A 19,874-nucleotide genomic window follows, 5' to 3' on the forward strand; every position below is an offset into this window, starting at 1 on the left:
CAGGAGGTCGGTCCAGCACTGGACCGACCTCGATGCCAACTGCCGACTTCGTGAGGCGACCCCAGCAAGGTGCCGACCTCGGGAGCCCGCGCCGCACCCTCGCGCCAGCGCTCGGAGACCCCGGGCACCGCGGCGCCGCGAAGTGCGACACTTCCCGCATGCGCGACGACGAGTGGGCCAGGGAGCGGGCCGAGGCGGTCCGTGTCCAGGCCGAGCGCCTGCAGGCGCGGCAGGATGCCGAGCACACCCGGGCGGAGGCGATGCTGCGCGAGTTCGCGGCCGCCGCGCGCGCCGCCGGGCTCGCCCCCGTGCCGCTGCAGGTGCAGGGCTACGGCGGCCGCGGCACCGCCCGCACGCCGCTGCACGGCTGGTACCTGCGCGTGGACCGCACCCTCGGCGTCAGCACGGACGGCGACTTCTACGTGCTCACGGCCCCGATCGGGATCCTCGACCGGGTGCGCGGCGTGCGGCCGGACCCGCGCCGTCCGCCGCTGACGCTCGGCGCGGGCGGCAAGGACGGCGAGTCCCTGCCCCTGGCCGAGGCACTGGAACGTCTGCTGCCGGGCTGGCGCACCCGCTGACCCGGGTCCCCGCCCGCGTCACTCGCCAGTCAGCAGCCGCTCTCGCCGTTCCCGGAGCTGAGCGAGCCGCGCCTCCAGCGCCGCCGCGCGCTCGACCGCGCCCTGGTGCACCCGCCCGACGGCGCCCAGGGCCGCGCGCACCCGCTCGCGGGCCTCGGTGATGCGGTTCATGACGGTCCAGTCGCTGAAGATGTCGTCGAACCAGACGTCGAAGGTCCCGAGCAGCCCGTCCGCATCGATACCCCCGACGCCCTCGCGGCCGAGGTCGCCGAGCTCCCGCGCAAGCACCCGGAGCGACTCGTCGGCGGTCCGCATCAGCTCGACGGCCTGGTCCATCTTCTGGCGCTTCATCATGTCGGCGAGGAAGCCACCGCCGCCGAACGTGTCGAAGGTGGCCCAATTGCCCGCGCTGTCCAGGTGGTGCCAGGCGCCGGAGAGCGCCGTGCTGGCGCGCTCGGCCGCGCCGATCACCTCGTGCACCTCGGTCAGCTCCCCGCGCGTGGTGCCCACCCGGGTCGCGAGCTGGGTGAGCTCCTCGGCGCCGTCGGCGCCAGCCGCGACCACCCACGTCTCCTTGGCCGCGAGCGCCGCGGCCCGTCGCGCGCCGACGTCCGCGAGGCGGTCCAGGGCCGCCGCGACGACGGCGCGCTCCCGCTCGGCGCCGCGGACCGCGGACCGCGCGGCGGCCACCCGGTACTCGGCGGCCCGGTGCTCGGCGCGCTCGTTCGCGAGCCGTTCGTCGCGGTTGCCGCGCATGGTCGCCCAGATCAGCGTGGGGCTGAAGTCCTCGAGCCTCCCGACGTCCGCGGCCTCGCCCGCGAGCGCCTCGGTGGCCTGCGCCAGCTCGTCCTCGGCCGCGTCCAGCGCGGACTGCGCGGCGCCGAGCCGGCCGCTGAGCCGGGCGTGCTCGAAGGTCGCTTCCTGGGCCGCTTCCAGCTCCGCCTGGACGTGCTGCGCCGTCGTCGGCGCGTCCTGTGCCATATCGGTCAGCGTAGGCCGCGGCGGGCTGGGACGACACGAAACATGGCGGCGCTCGTAGCGGCCTCAGCCCGCCGAGCGGCCCAGGTCTTCCCAGCGCCGCCAGCCCGCCAGCCGCTCCTCGGTGATCGGGAGGACGGCGTCCGCCGCGAGGTCGCCGACCAGGATCCGCAGCGGCGGCTCGTCGGCGTCGGCCACGGCGAGGACCACGCGGGCGACGTCCGCCGGGGACGACGAGCCGGGCGGGTGCCACGCGGACGCGCGCAGCGCGTCGTACGCCGGAAGCTGCGTGGCGCGCGCCGCGGACTGGCCGCGCCACTCCGTGTCCACGGGCCCCGGCTCGACGAGCGTGACGTGGATGCCGAACCCCGCCACCTCCTGGGCGAGCGACTCGGACAGGCCCTCCAGCGCCCACTTGGACGCGCTGTAGCCGCCGAGCCCCGGCCAGGCGGCGACGCCGCTCGAGCTGGACACCTGCACCAGATGCCCCGACCCCTGCGCCCGCAGCACCGGGAGCGCCGCCTGGGTCACGTGCAGCACGCCGAAGAGGTTGACGTCGAGCTGGGCGCGCAGCTGCTCCGGCGTGATCTCCTCGACGTACCCCAACAGCCCGTAGCCCGCGTTGTTCACCACCACGTCGAGGCGGCCGAGCCGCTCGGCCGCCGCCCGCACCGCGGCTTCGGCCTGCGCCGGGTCGGTCACGTCCAGCCGCAGCGGCACGACGGCGTCGCCGTGCTCGGCCACCAGGTCGTCCAGCGCGCCCAGGTCGCGCGCCGTCGCCGCCACGCGGTCGCCACGCTCCAGGGCCGCCGTCGCTATGGCGCGGCCGAGCCCGCGGCTCGCGCCCGTCACGAACCAGGCCCGGGTCATCGGGCACCGCCCGCACGAGTCGCCGCGCCTGTGTAGTGCGAGCTCGCCAGGGCGATGAACAGCAGCATCATGCCGCGGGCCAGGTCGGGGCCCAGCGCCCGTTCGGTCAGTCCGATGGGTGTCGGAGTCACGCTCACGGAGTCGGTCGCCACGGGCCTCATCGTTCCAGGCCGGACGGCCCTGGACGTTAGGCTCGCGGCATGCCCGCGGACGACGACGAGACCCGGCCCCTCACCCGGCGCGAACGGCTCCGGCGGCAGACGGTCGACGAGATCGTCCAGCGGGCGCTGGAGCTGGTCGACGTCGACGGGGCGCACGGCCTGTCGCTCGCGTCGGTCGGCAAGGCCGTGGGCATGACGCCGCCCGCCCTGTACCACTACTTCGCGTCCCGCGAGGCGCTGCTCGACGCCCTGGTCACGGCCGGATACACCGACCTCGGCACCGCGGTGGAGACCGCCGCCCGCGAGGCCGCGGACGGGCCCGCGCCGGACCGGCTGGCCGCCATCGCGCACGCCTGGCGAGGCTGGGCGCTGGACCACCCGCGTCGGTACGCGATGCTCTTCACCGGAAGCCGCCGCGAGACGGTCGACCCGCTGGAGAGCGTCAGCGCGATCAGCCAGAGCATGCTCGCCCTGGTCACGACGCTCCAGGCGATTGCGCCCGACGCCGCGGGCCCGGACGTCGGCGGCGGGTCCGCCCTCGGTGCGCGCGCGGGCGTCGACCAGGAGCTGGCACGGTGGGGCCAGTCCCTCGGCGCGCCGACGGCGGCACCCGCCACGCTCCGGCTCGCTCTGTCGACCTGGTACCGGGTGCACGGCCTCGTGTCCCTGGAGATCGTCGGCGCCTTCGACACCATGGGCCTCGACGGCGAGCGCCTGCTGGCGGCCGAGGTCGACGGCCTGGTCCGCGAGGCCGCTCGCGCCTGATCCGGGTGGTCCCGGCGTTCTGCCAGATGAACCGCGCCGCGGCCGCACGTCAGGCCGCAGGCAGGGCGGCGAGGATCCCGCCCGTGATGAACGCCACGAGCCGCTCGCGGTCCGCGTCGCCGGAGCCGCCCGCCTGGGACCCGGTCAGCCGGGGCCACTCCACAGCGGCGAAGGCTCCGGACTGGTGGAGGCTGAGCAGCCCCAGCATGCTCGTGTAGGCGAATCGGATGCCGTCGTCGTCCAGGCCCGGTAGCGCGCGGCCCAGCGCGGTCAGGTAGCGCCCCTCCACCGGATCGATCTGCTCGGCGAAGATCTGCCGGACCCGCGGATCAGGCTCGCTGACCATGCGGCCGATGAAGCGCGCGACGTCCGGCCCGTGCCCCTCCAGGAGGGGCACGCGGCTCCGGCCGGATCGGGACCATCCTGCAGGCCCGCAACCCCGCGGTGGCCCTGGTGCGGAACGCCGTCGCCTCGGCCGTTCCCACCTCGGTGCTCATGCGGCTGGCGGGAAGCGCCTTCGCCTGGACCCCGCCCTTCGGCGGCGACGGACCGGAAGCCGCTGAACCTGCCGTCTGAGCGCACGCCGCGCTCGGCCCGTGGCCCCACGTCAGCCCGCGCGCATCGCCGCCGCGACCTGCTCGGTGGTCATCGCCGGCGCCGAGAGCGGGTGGGATCGGCGGACCGTCATCCCGCCTACCTCGAGCGTCTTCGCAGCGAGGGCACGACAGCGATCGCGGAGGTCGCAGACGTCCTGGACCCCGGCGAGCGGGCGGACGTGCTGGCGCGGATCACCGAGCGGCTCGGCCCGGTCGAGGTGCTCTACTTCGGCCCCGCGGCCATGGATCCCGACAGCTTCCCGGTGCCGATCGAGCAGGTCACGGGCGGGTCCGCGCTCCACACGTACGCGCTGACCCTCAACGCGGCGCTCGCGGACAGCGGCGTGTTCGTCGGTTCGCTGGTGATCGGCGGCGGCGTGCAGGGCGGCGACATCTACACGGCGATGTCGAAGCAGGCAGTCGACGGCCTCGCCGAGCTGGGGCTGGACGCGGACCAGCTCGCCGCGATGTCCCTCGACCCCGAGAAGATCGCGGACTCCGCCTGGCACCTTGCGACGGAACGCGACCGCGCGGAGCTGGTCTTCTCGGTCATCGACTGAGCGATCGTCCGAGTGATCGGCCGACGCGGCGGGACGCCGAGGCGCCGGCCTCCGGCCCTGACTCGCGGTACCGGGTACGACGAGTCAGGGCCGCAGGCCGGTAGTGCCGACCGTCGCATCCACGCACGAGCCGGGTAGCACGGTGTACCCGGCCAGCGGGTGCCAGCTCTCCTGGCACACGTTCACCGCAGCAAAATCCAGTTCAGCCAGGCCGAACAATTCGGCACAGCCAGCATCTCCGGGGCACAGCCGAACGAGATTCAGCCCTGCTGGCACCTACCCGGGGAGCGCACGCTGCCGCACCAGCACCAGCGCTCCTCGCACGCACTCCGCGCGCGCCGCGCTCGTCGGACGACAACGACGTCAGTCCCGGTTCAGCAGCGCCTCCGCCATGGCGACGGATGCGGGAGCGAGCACTGTCGCGCCGTCCTCGATGTCCCACAGCGCGTTCTGCAGCAAGCGCCCCAGCGTCCAGCCCGTAGCTCGCGCGCGGTCGAGCCCGAGCACCTCGGTGAGCAGATCGAAGCGCCGGCGCACCACACGAGAAGGGTCCCGAGCGACGACATCGTCCCAACGGCTGTCCAGCGCGGGCCACAGGTCGAAGCCGGGGTCGCCCGCGAGCGGCTCGGGGTCGATCGCGAGCCACGGCTCGCGCTCCCCCGCGAGGATGTTGTCGTAGTGCAGGTCCCAGTGCAGCATCCGGTCGCCGGGCTCGCCGGCCAGCTCCGCTACCACCGCCGCCCAGCCCCGCAGGACCTGCCGGTCGACGGGGTCGGTCAGTGCAGTGACCGCCTCGGTAACTCGTTCCAGCATGGCGGTGGCGACGTCGCCGAGGCTCCGCAGCCCGGGCGGCGCCTCGACGGAGACCAGGCGCGCCAGCAGCTCGGCGAGGATCCGGATCGCGGTGTCGTCGTCCTCGACCGAGGCGAGCGTGCGGGCGCCGTCGAGCCGCTCCAGCAGCATGGTGCCGCTCGCGGGATCGTCGTCCAGCAGCCGCACCATCCCGCGGCCGTTCCAGGTGCGCAGCCCGACCAGCGCGGCGGTGGTCTCCGCGCGGGGCAGCTGGAGCTTGAGGACCGCGCGCGTGCCGTCCCCGCCCAGCACCGGCAGCACGAGCGAGGCCTCCCCCGCGGCGGCCGCGCCGTCCCGGTTCAGCTCCCAGCGGTCCAAGAGGTCCTCGACCAGCCCCGGCAGTGCCGCGATCCAGGCCCGCCCCTCTTCACCAAAGCCTTTGTCGTACGAGGCGGCCAGGGCATGCGGAACCTTGACCGGATCCAGTGCGCTCACCACGCGAGGGTATGTGAGTACATCGTCTGGACGGAGGACGCTCGACGGCCGGTCATCCCCGTCGTTCTGAATCGGGAACCGGCGGCCCGTCGACGACGGTGACGTTTCCGACCGTGCGCAGCGCGGCCACCACCCCGGCCGCGTCAGCGCCGTGGACGACGACGTGGTCCGCCAGCGCCGGATGGCGAACCAGGTGGATGGCGGTCTGCCCGTCCTCCGTGGTCGCGATCGTCTCCTCCCAGCCGCCGTCGTCGTCTCCTTCGAGCGGTACCACCTCGAGCATCCAGTCCTCGTCCCACGTCACGGTGTAGAAGACGCGCTTTGCGTCGTCGTCCGCCCGCAGCCAGACCGCAGCCCGGGGGATCTCCCGCCCAGCCACCCCAGGCCGCGCCGTGACCCAGTCCTCGTCGCCGTCGACCGCGCCCGCGGGGCGCAGGACCGGGGCGAGCTCTCGCACCTTGTCCTTGATCACGATCGGCGAGTCCTGCAGGTCGTTCCACACTCGGACGGCAAACGCAGCCCACTCGGCGACGGCGTCGTCCTCGTGCTCGGTGGCCGCGTTGACCAGGTCGACGGTCTCGTCGTCGAGCGGGCCCCCGCCGCCGGACAGCGCGAGCGCGACGAGCAGCCCAGGATCCGTCTCCAGACCGCCCGCCTCGATCTGCGCACGGAGCATCTGCTCGCTCCACCCGCCGAGGTGGTCACCGACCGCCTGCCGGATCTTCGACGCCGCCTCGACCGAGCCGCTGCGGACGAGCACGGCCTTGACCGGAGCGTCGATCACCTTCGCCTCGATCAGCTGATTTCCCGCCTCGTCCTTGTAGAACGTGGCGAGCAGCTCGACGCCGAACCCGCCGGTGCCCTCGTGGACGAATCGGTGCCCGGTCTCGTCGGCAAGCATCTCCAGCAGATCGTCGTCGATCTCCGCGTCCGGCAGGACTACCAAGGCACCGCGCACCATTTCCCACGCCCTCTTTCCGTATTGTCCCGAAACGTCGCGACAACCCTACGCGGGATACCCGGTGCGGGGCCGTCGCCGCGAACCCGTCACGGCACGAGCACCACCTTGCCGCTCGAGTGCCCGGCGTCGACCAGGGCCTGGCCGCGGGCCGCCTCCGCCAGCGGCAGCACCTTCGCGACCGGCACGGACACCTCGCCGCGCACGACCATGCCGACCAGCTCGGCGAGCTCCGCGGCCGAGGGCTCGGACCGCTCGTTGAACTCGACGCCCAGCCCGTGGGCGGCCGGGTCGGTGAGCGTCAGCACGCGGTCGGTGCCGCCGCGCAGCTCGATGCTGTCCGGGAGGACGCCGCTGCCCGCGGCGTCGAGCACGGCGTCGACGACCGGCGTCAGCGCGCGCACGCGATCGACCAGACCTTCGCCGTACGTGGTGGGCGCCGCCCCGTAGGAGGCGACCCGCTCCTGGTTCGCCGGCGACGCCGTACCGATCACGCGCACGCCCGCCGCGACCGCGAGCTGGGTCGCGAGCCCGCCGACGCCGCCGCTCGCGCCGTGCACCAGCAGGGTCTCCCCCGGCAACAGGGCGAGGATGCGCAGCGCCCGCCTGGCCGCCTCGCCCACGACCGGCAGGGCTGCGGCCTGGGTCGCGTCGAGCGCGTCGGGAACCCGCGCCCACCGCTTCAGGATCGCGAGCTCCGCTGCACCGCGGCTGGTCCAGCCGGTGACGCGGTCGCCCGTAGCGACCCCGGCGACGTCGGCCCCGACCTGGTCGACGACGCCGGCCACCTCCAGCCCTGGGACCGCCGGGAGCCGCGTCGGGAACTGGGCCTCCATGGCGCCCGACCGGACCTTCCCGTCGAAGCCGTTCAGGCCCACCGCCTCCACCCGCACGCGGATCTGCCCGGGGCCGGCGTCCGGCTCCGGGACCTCGCCCAGGTGCAGGACCTCCGGGCCGCCGAACTGATCGAAAACTACTGCGCGCATGACGCTCCCTCTCGTTCAACCAGGTTTGCTGTTCGGAACAGGTAAGCATCCTGACCCCCTCGGGCTCCATCCCGGCCAGGAGCTGCTGCTCATGTTCCTGTGGAACCACGGGCCGCAGCGGCAGACGGACCTCGCCCAGTACGTCGCCACCGACTCGGCGTCGATGACGCGGACGGTCCAGCGGCTCGAGCGGTCCGGGTTCGTGCGCCGCCGGCCCAGCCCCGACGACCGGCGCGTCACCCTCGTGGAGCCCACGCCCGCGAGCCAGGCGCTCCGCCCGCGCGTCGCCGAGATCTGGGCCCAGCTCGAGCAGGCGACGGCGGGCGCCCTGACCTCCGCCGAACGCGACGAGGCGACGGCACTCCTGCGCGGGCTGCAGGCGAACGTGGGCAACGCCGTCGTGCCGTCTACGTCGCCGACACCCCGGGCGACGGCTCCGACGCCCACACCTCGGACACCGGCGCCATCAGCTCCGGGTCGGACGCCGGCTCCGACGCCGTCGAGCCCGCCGGGTCCGGCGTCGGACCGGGGACGGTGAGCGTCGCGATGGCGGTGGTGACCGGGATGGCGAGCACGAGCCCGATCGACCCGACCAGGGTGCGCACCACCTCCTCGGCGATCTCGCCCGAGGTCAGGGCCGTTGCCGGCGACTGGTCCACGAGCCAGACCATCATCAGCAGCGGCAGGGCGGCACCGACGTAGGCGAACGCGATCGTGTAGACGGTCGAGGCGATGTGGTCGCGGCCGATCCGCATGGCGCTGGTGAACAGCTCGGCCCGCGACGCCGTCGGCGCGAACCCGCGCAGCTCCCACACGGCCGACGCCTGGGTGATCGTCACGTCGTTCAGCACGCCCATGCCGGCCAGGACGATGCCGCACAGCGCGATCCCGCGCAGGTCCGCCCCCGGTGCGCTGGACGGCAGGAACGACGACATCTCGTGGTTCGTCCCCGTGATCTGCGCGGCGCCCGACGCCCACGCGGCGATCCCCGCCGTCAGCGCGAGGCCGACCAGCGTGCCCAGCAGGGCCGTCGACGTCCGCGCGGACAGCCCGTGCGCTAGATACAGCGTCACGAACATGACCAGGGACGACGTCACCAGCGCCACGCCGATCGCCGACTCCCCCGCGAGCAGGGCGGGCATGGTGAAGCCCAGGAGGACGACGAAAGCGAGCCCGAGCCCGGCCATCGCGGCCAGCCCGCGCCATCGCGCGACCAGCAGCACAACGACGGCGTAGACGATGGCCAGCAGCGCGATCGGCAGCTCGCGCTGGAAGTCCATGAACACCAGCGGGTCGACGCCGGCCTGCGAGACCTGGGAGATGTCGACGGCGACGAGGCGGTCGCCCTCGGCGAGCGGGACCGACGGCCCGGGCGACTGCATCCGGGACTGCTCGCCGTCGGCGAGCTCGACCGGGATGCTCCCGGTGTCCGGGTCGGCGGGGCCCGTGACCGTCACGTCGACGAACGACGTGCCCTCCGCCCTGGCCGGCACCCGGTCGGGCACGTCGCCGCCGTTCGGCCACAGCAGCCACAGCCCGGCCAGGGTCACCAGCAGGGCGGACACCAGGGTCACGACCAGGAGGAACGTCGTGCGTGGCGCGGCCGGGCCGGCCGAGCCGTGCGAGTGAGGGTGCCCCATGGGCACATCCTGGCCCACGGGCGCGCGCCGGGCGCGGCGAGGGGTGACCCGCCGAACGTAGGAGTAGTAGCCGTATCAGGGTCCATGCAGCTACTGCTCCTACGTTCGGCGCCAGGCCCTCGGGTCGGCCCGCTAGGCTGCGGCCTCCACCGGCCGGGGCTCAGGAGCCGGCGCCCGGCGCTGCGCGCGGCTTCCGCCCGCCGACAGGGCGACGGCGCCGGCCAGCGCCGCGAAGGCCGCGAGAACCAGGAACCCGAGCCGGTAGCCGGCCTCGGTGGGCTCCCCTCCGGGGGCGGCAGATCCGGTGACGATGGCGGTCATGAGCGCTGTCCCGATCGCGCTGCCGATGGTCCGGAGGTTGGCGTTCATACCGCTGGCAACCCCGGTCTGGGTGGGCGGCACGGCGGCGACGACGATGTTCGTCATCGCGGCATAGCCGAGACCCAGCCCGAGGCCGAAGAGCGCGGCCTCGGCGGTGAGCACCAGGGCCGACCCGTGCACGAGCGCGATCGCCACGGTGGAGGCCGCGATCAGGACGGCGCCTGTCGCGAGCTGGCCGCGCTGGGACAGCACCCGCGACAGCCGACCGGTGAAGAACCCGGCGGCGGCCATGACGGCCAGCATGGGCAGCATGATCAGCCCCGCCGTGCCGACGCTCGCACCGAGGCCGTAGCCGGTCGAGACCGGCTCCTGCACGAAGCGCGCGAAGTAGGCCCAGGTGCCGAACATGGACGCACCGAAGAGGACGGCCGCGAGGTTCGTGTTCCAGACTCCGGGCAGGCGCATCATGCGCATGTCGACCAGGGGCTCCCGTACGCGCAGCTCGACCAGGACCCAGACGGCGAGCAGGAGCGCGGCGAGCACGAAAAGGCCTATGGTCCGCGGCGATCCCCAGCCCCACGCGGCGCCGGTGCTGAGCGGAAGCAGGAGCGCGACGAGCCAGCCGGACAGGAGCACCGCCGAGGAAAGACTGACCCGCCCCTGGGCACGCTCCCCCCGCTCGGGGACCCCGACGAGGACGAGGATCCCGCCAACCGCCACACCGAGCAGCGGGACCAGGAACAGCCCGCGCCATCCGACCAGCCCGGCGAGCGGACCGGCCAGCACGCTGCCGATGCCGCCGCCCACGGCCAGGAGCGCGGAGAGCACGCCGATCCCACCGGCCACGCGCCCCGGGGGCAGTACGTCGCGAACGATGCCGAAGCCGAGCGGGAACATCGCACCGCCGAGGCCCTGCAGCGCGCGACCCACCAAGAGCACGCCGAGGTTGGGAGCGAGCGCGGAGACGAGGCTGCCGAGCCCGACGGCGGCGAGGGCGAGCAGGAACATGCGCCTCCGCCCGAGCAGGTCGCCGGCGCGGCCGAGCAGCGGGGTGGCCACCGCGGCGACGATGAGCCAGGTGGTGAGCGCCCAGGTGATCCCTGCGGCGTCGGTACCGAGGTCCGCCTGCATGACGGGCAGAACGGGAACCAGGAGCGACTGGAGGCTCGCGAACGAGCCGACGGCGATGCCCAGCGCGGTGAGCGTGCGCCGGGGCGATGTGGAGACGGGCATGGGACGGCTTCCGTTCGTCGGTCAGGGGGCGCCGCGTCGTCGAGGCTAGAATAGGAGGATGGCTCCGATCGGAGACCTCCTCCGTTAAACGTAGCGGAGGACCTCTCCGCTTTCAAGTGGAGACCGACGATGTCGCGCGCCCGGCGCGCGCCGGACCGAGAGGAAGGCAGTGACCGACACCGAGCAGCCCACATGGTCGGGCGTCCAGCGCCCGAGGCGTGCCGACGCCAGGCGGAATTTCGACGCGCTGCTCGTCGCCGCCCGCGACGCGTTCGCCGAGCACGGCACGGGAGCCTCGCTCGACGAGATCGCACGAAGCGCCGGAGTCGGGATCGGCACGCTGTACCGCAACTTCCCCACACGCGACGCCCTCGTCGAGGCGGTGTACGTCAACGAGGTCGAGAGCCTGGTCAGCGCCGCGCAGGGGCTGGTAGACCGGCCTCCGTGGGAAGCGTTCGAGCGCTGGCTCGACCACTTCGTCGACTACGTCGGCACCAAGCGTGTTCTCGTCGAGGGGCTCAACCGCGAGTCACCGGTGATGCGGAGCTGCCGCGGCGCTATGTACGCGGCGGGAGAGCCGCTGCTGCAGCGCGCACAAGAGGCGGGTGCGGCGCGAACGGATGTGAGCATCGAAGACGTCGTGCGCCTGGTATCCGGCGTCACGGGTGCCGTCTACCTCGATGCCGCCCAGGCGCAGCGGGTGCTCGGCATGGCCATCGACGGCGTCCGCGCCCGCTGACGCGAACCTCGATCACGGTCTCGGTTCGGCGGTCCTGGTCAGGCCGCCCGCAGGAGGAGCGCGTCGAGGAGCGCGTCCGCCGCGCCGTCCTCGTCGATGGTTCCCGTGACGCGGCCGGCGACGGCACGGACCGACTCGGGCGCGTGCCCCATGGCTATCGACGTGGCCGCCCACCGAAGCATCTCGAGATCGTTCTCGCCGTCGCCGACGGCGACAGTCCGGGTGGGCGCGACCCCCAGCTCGACGCGGATGCTCTCGAGTGCCGTCGCCTTGCTGACGCCGGGTGCCGTGACGTCGACCCAGTCCACGCGGGCCGGGATCGCGGTGACGCCGGACGCGCGCAGCGCCGGGGCGAGCCGCTGGGCCCACTGCCCGTACACGACCACGCGCGGCGTCGGGCGGGCCCAGACGTCCTGGAGCTCGCGCACGACCTCCTGGCTCCCGCTGAGCCGCCGTTCCGGGAACCGTCTGGTCACGCGATAGCCGCTGCCGACCACCTCGGCCCCGAGGCTCAGGTCCGGCCGCGTCCGGGCGACGAGCCGGCACACGGGCTCGGCGGCCAGGGGCCGCACGTCGACCACCGAGTACCCGTCCGCGTCCAGGCGCGCCGTCACCGCCCCGTTCGCCGCGACCACCCAGCCCTCGCGGATCCCGAGCCGCGGGACCACCTGCACCGCGGCCGACAGGGAGCCGCCCGTGGCCACGACCAGGTGGTGCCCGGCGGCGCGGACGGCCGCTATCGCGTCGAGGACGGCGGGGGTGGGCCGGCGTCCGGCCCGGACGAGCGTCCCGTCGACGTCGCACGCGACGAGCGCGGGCGTGGACGTCGGCACGCCCGACAGTGCTGCGGTGGCCTCGGACGCGGTCGCGCTCACGATATTCCCCTGGTGATAGGTGGTATGCCCCATCTTTGCCGATACTAGGACATTTTGGGAATTCGGATCACCGGGTCTCGGGGCTGCGGGGCGGTGTCGTCGCCGCTAGAGCCGCAGGCCCCCGGAGACCTCGATGTCCTGGGCCGTGACCCAGCGGGCGCCGTCGGACAGGAGGAAGGCGATGACCGCGCCCGAGTCGTCGGACTCGCCGAGGCGGCCCAGGGCGGTCTGCCCTTCGAACAGCGCCGTGACCTCGGGCGACTCCTCGAACACCCGGCCGGCGAACGGGGTGCGCGTCGGTCCCGGGGACACGGTGTTGACCCGGATGCCGCGCCCGCCGAGCTCCTTGGCGAGGTAGCGCGTGAACACGGTCAGCGCGCCCTTCATCGCCCCGTACGCCGAGTAGCCGGCGGTCAGGCCGGACCAGCGGGCGGAGTTGCTGGAGGTGTTGACTATCGCGCCGCCGTCGGCCAGGAGCGGGAGCAGCGCCTGGGTGACGAGGTAGGGACCCTTGAACAGCAGGCCGTACATGTCGTCGAGGAGCTCCTCGGCAGCTTCCTCGACCAGGGCGTTACGGCCCGCACCCGCGTTGTTGACCAAGCCGGTGAGCTGGTCCGTGCCCCAGGTCGCGGCGAGCGCCCGCTCGACGTCCGCCCGGAAGCCCGGGAACGTCGCGGGAGACCCGAGGTCGAGCGGCAGCGCGACGGCGGCGGCGCCGGCCTCCTCGACGAGCCGGACGGTCTCGAGCGCGCCGTCCTTGTTGGAGTTGTAGGTGACGATGACGCCGGACCCGTCCTGCGCGGCGCGCACCGCGGCGGCCTGCCCGATGCCGGAGCTGGCCCCGACGATGACGGTCACGCGGGTGGTGCTACGGACGCTGCTGTGGTCGTTGCTCGACATTGACTGGTTCTGCCTCACGTGTCGGATAGTGCTTGCGGTGGGTTCTCGGGGGTCGGCGTGGTGCCGCTCCCCGTCGTCCACCAGTCAAGGCGATCAGCGGGCTGGGCGGTGATAGCGTTCCTCTCGCGTTATTGCCTGATCCTGCTCGGGCGCGCGGCCGGCACCACGTTCGCGCTCATCACCCAGGGCTCCAAGGAGCTGCGGCTCGGCAGCCAGACCGTCACGTACGGGCCGGGCGAGTACCTGGTCACCTCGGTCGACCTGCCCGTCATCGGCCGGTTCACCGAGGCCACGCAGGAGGCACCGGCGCTGGGGGTCGGCATGGACATCACCGCGTCCGCCGTCGCCGAGCTCCTGCTCTCGACGGGCGAGGGCCTCGGGGTCGACGGCGGCGCGGGGCCCGACGGTGGGCCCGGCGGGTCGCGCGCCGTCGGCCGGGCCACCCCGGCGCTCGCGACGAGCCGGGCGCCCGCCGAGCTGATGGACGCCGTCGGGCGGCTGGTCCGCCTGCTGGACCGGCCGCGCGACCTGCCCGTGCTCGCGCCGATGGTGCGGCGGGAGATCCTGTGGCTGCTGATCACCGGGCCGCAGGGCGACACGGTGCGCCAGCTCGGCCTGGCCGACAGCAAGCTCACCCACATCAACCGGGTGGTGCAGTGGATCCACGCCAACCCTGCCGAGCCGATCCGCGTCGAGGAGCTCGCCCGCCGGGCCGGGCTGAGCACCTCCGCGTTCCACCGCACGTTCAAGACGGTGACCGGGTCGAGCCCGCTCCAGTTCCAGAAGCAGCTCCGGCTGGTTCTCGCGCGGCAGATGCTCGTCGCGCAGGACATCAGCGTCGCGCGGGCGGCGTTCGCCGTCGGCTACGAGAGCGCCGCGCAGTTCAACCGGGAGTACCGCCGGCTGTTCGGCGCGCCACCCGGGCGAGACCGGGCGACCGCGGCCGCCTGAGGCGCCCCGCCGAATGACCAGGCACCTGCTGCCAGGATCGGCCGCTTCCTGGCAGCAGGTGCTGGTCATGTGCGGCCGGAGGCCGGCCGACGATCAGGGCCGCGCGACCTGGCGCAGGACCGGCTTCGCCGCCTCGACGACGTCCGGCCCCGAGAGCGCACCGGACAGCCACAGGCTCGCGAAGCCGTGCGCCACGGACCAGGCCGCGCGGGCCGTGTCGGCGTCCGGCGTCAGGCCCTCGAGGGCGGAGGCCGAGGCCTGCTCCGCGGCACGCAGCTCGGCGTCGTCCGGGTGCAGGAGGCTGCTGTCGAACATCACGGCGAAGTGCCCCGGGTGGTCGACGGCGAACACGACGTAGGCGAGGCCGGCGGCCAGCAGGTCGTCCCCCGCCTCGGCGAGGGCCGAGGCGAGCAGGGTGAAGCCCTCCGCCGCGACGGCCGTGAGCACGCCCGCCTTGTCGCCGAAGTGGTGGGCCGGCGCCGCGTGGGACACCCCGGCGAGCCGGGCCAGCTCGCGCAGGCTCAGCCCGGTTGGTCCCCGCTCGGCGACTGCCGTCGCGGCGGCCGCGGTCATCGCCCGGCGCAGGTCCCCGTGGTGATAGCTCATGCCGCTCCCGTCCCTCACCCGATCCAATCTAGCCATTGACAAGATAGCACTTCGGTGGTGAGGTGTCGCTTGAACTTGTCGCCGTCAAGATTGGATCCACCATGCCGGTCCCGCTGCCCGTCATCCTGCTCGGCGTCACCGCCCTCGCCCGCCTGCTGGGCGTGGTCGGGGTCCCGGCCCTCGACTCCTGGCACGACGCCGCCCGCGTCGGCGTCGCCGTCCTCTTCCTCCTGACCGCCTCCGGCCGGATCATCCCCCGCGTGCGCCAGGACCTCGAACGCATGGTGCCGCCCAGGCTCCCCCGCGCCGACCTGCTCGTCGCCGGCACGGGGATCCTCGAGGTGGCCGGCGCGATCGGCCTGCTCGTGCCCGCCACCGCGCCGGCCGCGGCGATCTGCCTCGGCCTGCTCACCCTCGCCCTGACGCCGGCCAACATCTCGGCCGCCCGCCGCGGGGTCCTGTTCAGCGGCAAGCCCGCCACCCCGATCGGACGGCGGCTCGCGGAGCAGGCCCTCTACCTGGCGGCGCTCGCCGCCATCGTCTGGCTGCCGTACTGACCGGGCTGCGCGCCGCGCCGCGCGCCAAGCTGACCACAGCAGTTGCTGCCACAGGACGCCCGCTCCTGGCAGCAACTGCTGTGGTCAACTCGCCGGCCTTACGGCGTCATTCGGTCAAGCCGTCAGTCGACGTATCCGCCGCCGGGCACGTCGAACACCTCTTCCAGGGTCGTGACACCGGTGGCCCGCAGGTGCGCCGCCAGCTCGCGCCCCACCCAGCGCAGGTGCCAGGCCTCGGGGGCGAAGCCGGTGACCGCGCCGTTCTCGGGCGTGTACCGGACGAGATACCCGAACTCGCCCGCGTGCTCGGCGACCCAGCGGCCCTCGACGGTCTCGCCGAAGCACTCCTCGAAGTCGCACTGGGAGCGGGTGGAGCTGCCGACGTCGACCGCGATGCCCGTCTGGTGCTCGCTGTGCCCCGGGCGCGCCGAGACCTCGTCCGCCTGCGCCTGCCCGAGCTGCGCCACCCAGCCCTGATAGACGGCAGCCTGCTTGGGGTAGCCGCGGTAGGCGCTGCGGAGCGTCAGGTGCACGCCGTCGGCGTCGGCGGCCGCCAGCAGGGCGGTGAGGTCGGGAGCGGCGTCCGGCCGCACGAGGTAGCCCCGGACCGTCGTCAGGTCGGGCTCGTAGTCGACCGGGTCGAGCGGCGAGTGCTTGTTGACGACGACCCAGGGGCTCGCGGGGTCGGACGTCGAGTGCGCCCTCAGGTCGATGCCCGTGGCGGGCTGGTCGGCGGGCTCGGCAGGCTTGTCGGCGGACTCGTCGGCAGGGCTGGCGACCGGGCCGGACGCCGGAGCCGCCTGCCCGCCGGCGCCCGTCGCCTGTGATTCCTGGGCCGCGGCACCGCCGTCGCCCCCAACCGCACCGGCGACGCCGGAGGCGCAGCCCGCGAGGAGCAGTGACGAGACGAGGACGGCGGCGGCGCCGGTCGAGCGGACGACGACGGAACGGGTACTGGCGAAGGAGGCGGTCACACCGGTGTTCGTGTACGCCGCCCGGACACCGATGACAGCCGCGCCGCTGTGACGTGGCCGACATCCGCCAGGTGTCATGGGTGGTCCCCTGCCGGACACACTTGGTCGAACGCACGTCTCTTCACCTCAGGAGCCCACCCTGGCCACGAACACGGAGTCGAACCTGGCGGCACGGCGCCTCGGCCCGGGTCCGCTCACGCCCGCCGACACCGAGGAGCTCTTCGCGGCGCACGCGCGGGGCGTCTTCCGCTATGCCCGCTCGCGGCTCCCGGCCGCCGAGGCGGAGGACGTCGTGGCGGAGGTCTTCGCCATCGCCTGGCGCAAGGGCGAGCTGCCGGACAACCCGCGCGCCTGGCTCCTGGGCGTGGCGCGCCGCGTGATGGCGAACCAGGTGCGTGCGCAGCACCGCCGGACCGCCCTGGCCGAGCGGGTCCGCACCCACCCTGCCCCGCCCGGCCAGGACGACGTCCGCCTGGTCGCCGAGCTCGACGAGCTCCGGCGCGCTTTGGACCTGCTGCGCCCAGCGGACCGCGAGGTGATCGCGCTGCTCGCGGCCGCCGAGCTGTCGACGTCCGAGGTCGCCCAGGTCCTGGGCTGCACGACGGCGATGGCGGCCACCCGGGTGCACCGGGCGCGGCGCCGCCTGCGCGCCGCCTACGACAAGCTGACCGAGGAAGGGTCCTGACGTGGAAGACGATGAGCTGACCCGGGCCCGGCGCGCCCTGCACGGCGTCGACCCCGAGATCGACCTGACCGGGGTGTACGCCGAGTCGCGGGCCCGCGCGCACGGCGCCGAGGCACACGAGGACTGGGCCCCGGACGAGCAGGTCGAGATCGTGCTGCGCGGCGCCGGCACGGACGGCCGCCGCACCCGGCGCGTCGTGCGCCGCGGGCCGGTCCTGGCGTGGGGCGCCGCGGCCGCGGCCGCCGTCGCCCTCGTGGTGAGCGTGGCCGGTCTGCCCACGCGCACGGTCCCGGGCTCGGCGCCGACCAGCAGCGTCTCGGCGACCACGGACACCGGCCCGGCGCCGAGCGCGGAGCCGAGCGCGGAGCCGACCCTCGGACTGACGCCGTCCGGCGTCGTCGACCGCGCGGCCCAGGCCACGGCCGATGCGACCTGCGGCGTGAAGACCCTCTCGACCCTGGGCCAGGAGTCGGAACGCCGCTACGACGAGGCGGGCGCCACGGACACCGCGACGCCCAAGCCCACGCCGCTGCACCAGCAGCCCCTGCTGGTGCTGCAGACGGCGACCGTCGACGCGGCGCTCGACCTGTCCAGCCTCGAGGGCACCGACTTCCGCCTGAACGACGACCTCACGATGGAGGACGACGGCGGCGAGATCCTGGCCCGGATCCGGCTCACGCCGCCGGACGGGCTCGTGCCCGGCGGGGACGTGTCGCGGATGGAGCTGCTCGTCGACACGACGACCTGGCTGCCGCGCTCCGGGAGGACCTGGGCCGAGTCGGACGGCGGCGAGACGTACCTCGTGCGCACCGAGTTCAGCTGGACGACCTGCGCCGGCCCCACCCCGTCGACCACCGACAGTCCGCCGCCGGTGAACACGGATTCCTGAGCGGCTGCCCCGTCGGCGCGGGGCGCCCCGAGCGATGCGCGCTTCTGCAGAGTCGCCCTCGCTAGCCGAGCTCTGCGCGGGATGCGTTCAGGATGCTGGTGGCAACGCGGCGTACGGCCTCGGAGCTGTCGTATTCGGCCAGGTGAGAAAGCAACGGATTGAACTGCGGCCATATCACGTATGAAGTGGCCCAGGCAGCAGCCTTCCGCACCTCCTCGTGCGAGCTCCGCGCGGCCTTCTCAATGCCGGAGAAGAACCGCTCGTCAAAGGATTCAGGCGCACCAAGACCAAGCCTCAGGACCGCTAGCACGTAGTCATGCGGGATATCTCGCACTGCCTCTGCGGCATCCAGAACCTCCTCGAGAGTTGCTGGCTGGAGCCTCGCCTCAAGAATTCGAGCCGCAGTAGCTACCCCGAGCTCGTTGACCCCGGTAATGAACGAGCAAGGGCTCTTCGAGAGCACGTCCTCCATGTAGTGCAGAACCAGATCGTGGCTCTTCCCCCAGAAGAGCTGGCGTGAGGTCAATGTGGCCTCATCTTCCGAGAGCCGCCCGATGAAGGGCCAGCCCAGCCTCTCCGCCACCGCTGCGACTTCATCCTCGTAACTCTGAGGCGACAGCAGGTACTTGCGGGAGCTAAACGTCTCGGTCACGCCACAATCCATTCCACATCGTGAGGATATGCGTCAGCATAGTCCGCTGTTGGCTGTTCTCCCGCCGGTCGGGCGGCTTCTGGCAGAAGCTGGGCTTCGAGCGCACGACGACGTCCGCACTCGCCACCGCGCTGCCCCACGCCCACCAGGTGCGCCTGTTCCGCTGCACGGGACAGCTCGACCGGGAGATCGCGTGGCGGCGCCCCCTGCCTGGTAGCTTCGCGGCGTGAGGTCTCCAGAAGCATCCAGGTTCGGGCTGCCGGTACTCCGGTAGGTCGCGGGCCCGCGCGCGAGATGCGGGCGACCCGCACGAGGGCTGGGCGGACGCCGAGGGCGTCGAGATCCTGCTGCGTGACGCTGGGCCCCAGGCCCGGCGCGACCGGACGTCGGCGCGCCACCGGCCTGCCCTCGTGTGGAGTGCGGCCGCCGCCGCGGCCGCGGTCCTCGCGGGTGAGCCTGGCGGGCCCACCCGTTCTGCGTGCCCTCCCCGGCTCGGGGTCCGCCCTGGCCACGTCGGCGCCGACGGACCCGGCGTCCGAGCCGTCGATGTCCCCGACCGTCGGGCTGACACCCGCTCAGGTGGTGGCCACCGCGGCACGCGCGATGGCCAGCGACGGCTGTGGCGTAGAGACCCGCTCGACCCTGGGCGACGAGCCGACGGTCCGCGTCGACGACGTCGAGAGCTGCAACACCGAAGCCCGTGCCGCTGAACTCGCAGCCCCTGCAGGCGTTGCAGGCGGTGGCTGTCCACGCGACGCTCAGCCTGTCCGCGCTCGACGGCGCGGATCAGCGCCTCGACGACGACCTCAGCATCGAGGACCGGGACGGGCTCGCGGTGATCCGGCTCCGGATTCCCCCCCCCCCCCCGCGGACGTGATGGTGCTGGGCGGCGACGTGACGCGGGTCGACCTCCTCGTCGACCCGACCACGTGGCTGCCGCAAGCCGCGGAGACGCGAGCCGTGTCGGACCAGGGCGACCAGTACCTCGTGCACAGCAAGTTCAGCTGGATGGCCTGCGACGGGCCGAGCATGTCGCCGACGGGGGGCACGGGTTCCTGAACGGCCACCCCGCCGGCGCTGCGGATTCAAGCCAGGCGCGCGCCTGAGGAA

The 19,874-nt window shown here is 73.6% G+C and carries 25 protein-coding genes and 1 pseudogene; 12 read left to right on the top strand and 14 right to left on the bottom strand.

Annotated features, from left to right (window positions below; genetic code table 11):
• The first annotated feature begins 158 nt into the window (after window positions 1-158).
• Window positions 159-581: a hypothetical protein gene (locus ACFT2C_RS24830; RefSeq protein WP_377209761.1), complete on the top strand. Its 423-nt coding sequence runs from the start codon at window positions 159-161 to the stop codon at window positions 579-581.
• An 18-nt stretch (window positions 582-599) separates the two neighbouring features.
• On the opposite strand, the gene ACFT2C_RS24835 is transcribed toward ACFT2C_RS24830, so the two are convergent.
• The 3 genes from ACFT2C_RS24835 to ACFT2C_RS24845 all read right to left on the bottom strand — a co-directional run bounded on the left by ACFT2C_RS24835 (window position 600) and on the right by ACFT2C_RS24845 (window position 2,581).
• On the bottom strand, window positions 600-1,562 hold the full coding sequence (locus tag ACFT2C_RS24835) for a hypothetical protein (protein ID WP_377209762.1): 963 nt from the start codon (window positions 1,560-1,562) through the stop codon (window positions 600-602).
• A gap of 63 nt (window positions 1,563-1,625) precedes the next feature.
• Window positions 1,626-2,429, bottom strand: coding sequence for an SDR family NAD(P)-dependent oxidoreductase (locus ACFT2C_RS24840; protein ID WP_377209763.1), 804 nt, complete (start codon window positions 2,427-2,429; stop codon window positions 1,626-1,628).
• Window positions 2,426-2,581 (bottom strand): hypothetical protein, encoded by a 156-nt coding sequence (locus tag ACFT2C_RS24845; protein WP_377209764.1) that lies wholly within the window; start codon window positions 2,579-2,581, stop codon window positions 2,426-2,428. The genes ACFT2C_RS24840 and ACFT2C_RS24845 overlap by 4 nt, the downstream gene beginning before the upstream one ends.
• A gap of 48 nt (window positions 2,582-2,629) precedes the next feature.
• On the opposite strand from ACFT2C_RS24845, the gene ACFT2C_RS24850 reads away from it, so the two are divergent.
• Window positions 2,630-3,355: a TetR/AcrR family transcriptional regulator gene (locus ACFT2C_RS24850; RefSeq protein WP_377209765.1), complete on the top strand. Its 726-nt coding sequence runs from the start codon at window positions 2,630-2,632 to the stop codon at window positions 3,353-3,355.
• A 49-nt stretch (window positions 3,356-3,404) separates the two neighbouring features.
• Here ACFT2C_RS24850 and ACFT2C_RS24855 read toward each other — a convergent pair whose 3' ends face one another.
• The gene (locus ACFT2C_RS24855) at window positions 3,405-3,752 is read right to left on the bottom strand and encodes a hypothetical protein (protein WP_377209766.1); all 348 of its coding nucleotides are present in this window, start codon (window positions 3,750-3,752) and stop codon (window positions 3,405-3,407) included.
• Window positions 3,753-4,022: 270 nt separating this feature from the next.
• On the opposite strand from ACFT2C_RS24855, the gene ACFT2C_RS24860 reads away from it, so the two are divergent.
• Window positions 4,023-4,511, top strand: a complete 489-nt coding sequence (locus ACFT2C_RS24860; protein WP_377209767.1) for a hypothetical protein — start codon at window positions 4,023-4,025, stop codon at window positions 4,509-4,511.
• A gap of 363 nt (window positions 4,512-4,874) precedes the next feature.
• On the opposite strand, the gene ACFT2C_RS24865 is transcribed toward ACFT2C_RS24860, so the two are convergent.
• From ACFT2C_RS24865 to ACFT2C_RS24875, 3 genes are all read right to left on the bottom strand, one after another.
• On the bottom strand, window positions 4,875-5,798 hold the full coding sequence (locus ACFT2C_RS24865) for an aminoglycoside phosphotransferase family protein (RefSeq protein ID WP_377209768.1): 924 nt from the start codon (window positions 5,796-5,798) through the stop codon (window positions 4,875-4,877).
• A 52-nt stretch (window positions 5,799-5,850) separates the two neighbouring features.
• A complete protein-coding gene (locus ACFT2C_RS24870; protein WP_377209769.1) occupies window positions 5,851-6,759 on the bottom strand; it encodes a hypothetical protein in 909 nt (302 codons plus the stop codon).
• An 86-nt stretch (window positions 6,760-6,845) separates the two neighbouring features.
• Complete coding sequence (locus ACFT2C_RS24875; protein WP_377209770.1) at window positions 6,846-7,742, bottom strand: NADP-dependent oxidoreductase; 897 nt, start codon at window positions 7,740-7,742, stop codon at window positions 6,846-6,848.
• Here ACFT2C_RS24875 and ACFT2C_RS24880 point away from each other — a divergent pair.
• Window positions 7,741-7,992: pseudogene (locus tag ACFT2C_RS24880) on the top strand (MarR family transcriptional regulator); the annotation flags it as partial. The gene ACFT2C_RS24875 and the pseudogene ACFT2C_RS24880 sit on opposite strands and share 2 nt — an antisense overlap.
• A gap of 157 nt (window positions 7,993-8,149) precedes the next feature.
• On the opposite strand, the gene ACFT2C_RS24885 reads toward ACFT2C_RS24880, so the two are convergent.
• Together ACFT2C_RS24885 and ACFT2C_RS24890 are read right to left on the bottom strand one after the other, a co-directional pair.
• Complete coding sequence (locus tag ACFT2C_RS24885) at window positions 8,150-9,382, bottom strand: YibE/F family protein (RefSeq protein WP_377209771.1); 1,233 nt, start codon at window positions 9,380-9,382, stop codon at window positions 8,150-8,152.
• Between the two features lie 132 nt (window positions 9,383-9,514).
• A complete protein-coding gene (locus ACFT2C_RS24890) occupies window positions 9,515-10,936 on the bottom strand; it encodes an MFS transporter (protein ID WP_377209772.1) in 1,422 nt (473 codons plus the stop codon).
• Between the two features lie 169 nt (window positions 10,937-11,105).
• Between ACFT2C_RS24890 and ACFT2C_RS24895 the strand changes: the two genes are divergently transcribed.
• On the top strand, window positions 11,106-11,675 hold the full coding sequence (locus ACFT2C_RS24895) for a TetR/AcrR family transcriptional regulator (RefSeq protein WP_377209773.1): 570 nt from the start codon (window positions 11,106-11,108) through the stop codon (window positions 11,673-11,675).
• A 38-nt stretch (window positions 11,676-11,713) separates the two neighbouring features.
• Here ACFT2C_RS24895 and ACFT2C_RS24900 read toward each other — a convergent pair whose 3' ends face one another.
• On the bottom strand, window positions 11,714-12,550 hold the full coding sequence (locus ACFT2C_RS24900; protein ID WP_377209774.1) for an HAD family hydrolase: 837 nt from the start codon (window positions 12,548-12,550) through the stop codon (window positions 11,714-11,716).
• Between the two features lie 105 nt (window positions 12,551-12,655).
• Window positions 12,656-13,450 carry an SDR family NAD(P)-dependent oxidoreductase gene (locus tag ACFT2C_RS24905; RefSeq protein WP_377209775.1) on the bottom strand — a complete coding sequence of 265 codons (795 nt, stop codon included), beginning with the start codon at window positions 13,448-13,450 and terminating at the stop codon, window positions 12,656-12,658.
• A 108-nt stretch (window positions 13,451-13,558) separates the two neighbouring features.
• On the opposite strand from ACFT2C_RS24905, the gene ACFT2C_RS24910 reads away from it, so the two are divergent.
• Complete coding sequence (locus tag ACFT2C_RS24910; protein ID WP_377209776.1) at window positions 13,559-14,401, top strand: AraC family transcriptional regulator N-terminal domain-containing protein; 843 nt, start codon at window positions 13,559-13,561, stop codon at window positions 14,399-14,401.
• Between the two features lie 93 nt (window positions 14,402-14,494).
• Here ACFT2C_RS24910 and ACFT2C_RS24915 read toward each other — a convergent pair whose 3' ends face one another.
• The gene (locus ACFT2C_RS24915) at window positions 14,495-15,025 is read right to left on the bottom strand and encodes a TetR/AcrR family transcriptional regulator (protein ID WP_377209777.1); all 531 of its coding nucleotides are present in this window, start codon (window positions 15,023-15,025) and stop codon (window positions 14,495-14,497) included.
• Window positions 15,026-15,069: 44 nt separating this feature from the next.
• Between ACFT2C_RS24915 and ACFT2C_RS24920 the strand changes: the two genes are divergently transcribed.
• The gene (locus ACFT2C_RS24920; protein WP_377209778.1) at window positions 15,070-15,564 is read left to right on the top strand and encodes a DoxX family protein; all 495 of its coding nucleotides are present in this window, start codon (window positions 15,070-15,072) and stop codon (window positions 15,562-15,564) included.
• Window positions 15,565-15,686: 122 nt separating this feature from the next.
• Here ACFT2C_RS24920 and ACFT2C_RS24925 read toward each other — a convergent pair whose 3' ends face one another.
• Window positions 15,687-16,538 (bottom strand): M15 family metallopeptidase, encoded by an 852-nt coding sequence (locus ACFT2C_RS24925; protein ID WP_377209779.1) that lies wholly within the window; start codon window positions 16,536-16,538, stop codon window positions 15,687-15,689.
• A 76-nt stretch (window positions 16,539-16,614) separates the two neighbouring features.
• Between ACFT2C_RS24925 and ACFT2C_RS24930 the strand changes: the two genes are divergently transcribed.
• The gene (locus tag ACFT2C_RS24930; protein ID WP_377209780.1) at window positions 16,615-17,223 is read left to right on the top strand and encodes an RNA polymerase sigma factor; all 609 of its coding nucleotides are present in this window, start codon (window positions 16,615-16,617) and stop codon (window positions 17,221-17,223) included.
• A gap of 1 nt (window position 17,224) precedes the next feature.
• The gene (locus tag ACFT2C_RS24935; protein ID WP_377209781.1) at window positions 17,225-18,112 is read left to right on the top strand and encodes a hypothetical protein; all 888 of its coding nucleotides are present in this window, start codon (window positions 17,225-17,227) and stop codon (window positions 18,110-18,112) included.
• A gap of 61 nt (window positions 18,113-18,173) precedes the next feature.
• Here the strand turns inward: ACFT2C_RS24935 and ACFT2C_RS24940 are convergent, their stop codons facing one another.
• A complete protein-coding gene (locus tag ACFT2C_RS24940; RefSeq protein WP_377209782.1) occupies window positions 18,174-18,764 on the bottom strand; it encodes a hypothetical protein in 591 nt (196 codons plus the stop codon).
• 20 nt (window positions 18,765-18,784) lie between these two features.
• On the opposite strand from ACFT2C_RS24940, the gene ACFT2C_RS24945 reads away from it, so the two are divergent.
• The 3 genes from ACFT2C_RS24945 (at window position 18,785) to ACFT2C_RS24955 (ending at window position 19,823) form a co-directional block, all read left to right on the top strand.
• Window positions 18,785-18,994, top strand: a complete 210-nt coding sequence (locus ACFT2C_RS24945) for a hypothetical protein (RefSeq protein WP_377209783.1) — start codon at window positions 18,785-18,787, stop codon at window positions 18,992-18,994.
• A gap of 470 nt (window positions 18,995-19,464) precedes the next feature.
• Window positions 19,465-19,641 carry a hypothetical protein gene (locus tag ACFT2C_RS24950; protein WP_377209784.1) on the top strand — a complete coding sequence of 59 codons (177 nt, stop codon included), beginning with the start codon at window positions 19,465-19,467 and terminating at the stop codon, window positions 19,639-19,641.
• Window positions 19,642-19,658: 17 nt separating this feature from the next.
• Window positions 19,659-19,823, top strand: a complete 165-nt coding sequence (locus ACFT2C_RS24955; RefSeq protein ID WP_377209785.1) for a hypothetical protein — start codon at window positions 19,659-19,661, stop codon at window positions 19,821-19,823.
• Window positions 19,824-19,874: the final 51 nt, after the last annotated feature.

Origin of the sequence: Promicromonospora sp. NPDC057138 (assembly GCF_042670845.1) — a bacterium.
Classification (GTDB): Bacteria; Actinomycetota; Actinomycetes; order Actinomycetales; family Cellulomonadaceae; genus Promicromonospora.

Coding starts and splice junctions, on each gene's coding strand:
- ACFT2C_RS24830 (WP_377209761.1), top strand. CDS start 159: ATGCGCGACGACGAGTGGGCCAGGGAGCGGGCCGAGGCGGTCCGTGTC.
- ACFT2C_RS24835 (WP_377209762.1), bottom strand. CDS start 1,562: ATGGCACAGGACGCGCCGACGACGGCGCAGCACGTCCAGGCGGAGCTG.
- ACFT2C_RS24840 (WP_377209763.1), bottom strand. CDS start 2,429: ATGACCCGGGCCTGGTTCGTGACGGGCGCGAGCCGCGGGCTCGGCCGC.
- ACFT2C_RS24850 (WP_377209765.1), top strand. CDS start 2,630: ATGCCCGCGGACGACGACGAGACCCGGCCCCTCACCCGGCGCGAACGG.
- ACFT2C_RS24870 (WP_377209769.1), bottom strand. CDS start 6,759: ATGGTGCGCGGTGCCTTGGTAGTCCTGCCGGACGCGGAGATCGACGAC.
- ACFT2C_RS24875 (WP_377209770.1), bottom strand. CDS start 7,742: ATGCGCGCAGTAGTTTTCGATCAGTTCGGCGGCCCGGAGGTCCTGCAC.
- ACFT2C_RS24885 (WP_377209771.1), bottom strand. CDS start 9,382: ATGGGGCACCCTCACTCGCACGGCTCGGCCGGCCCGGCCGCGCCACGC.
- ACFT2C_RS24890 (WP_377209772.1), bottom strand. CDS start 10,936: ATGCCCGTCTCCACATCGCCCCGGCGCACGCTCACCGCGCTGGGCATC.
- ACFT2C_RS24905 (WP_377209775.1), bottom strand. CDS start 13,450: ATGTCGAGCAACGACCACAGCAGCGTCCGTAGCACCACCCGCGTGACC.
- ACFT2C_RS24930 (WP_377209780.1), top strand. CDS start 16,615: ATGGGTGGTCCCCTGCCGGACACACTTGGTCGAACGCACGTCTCTTCA.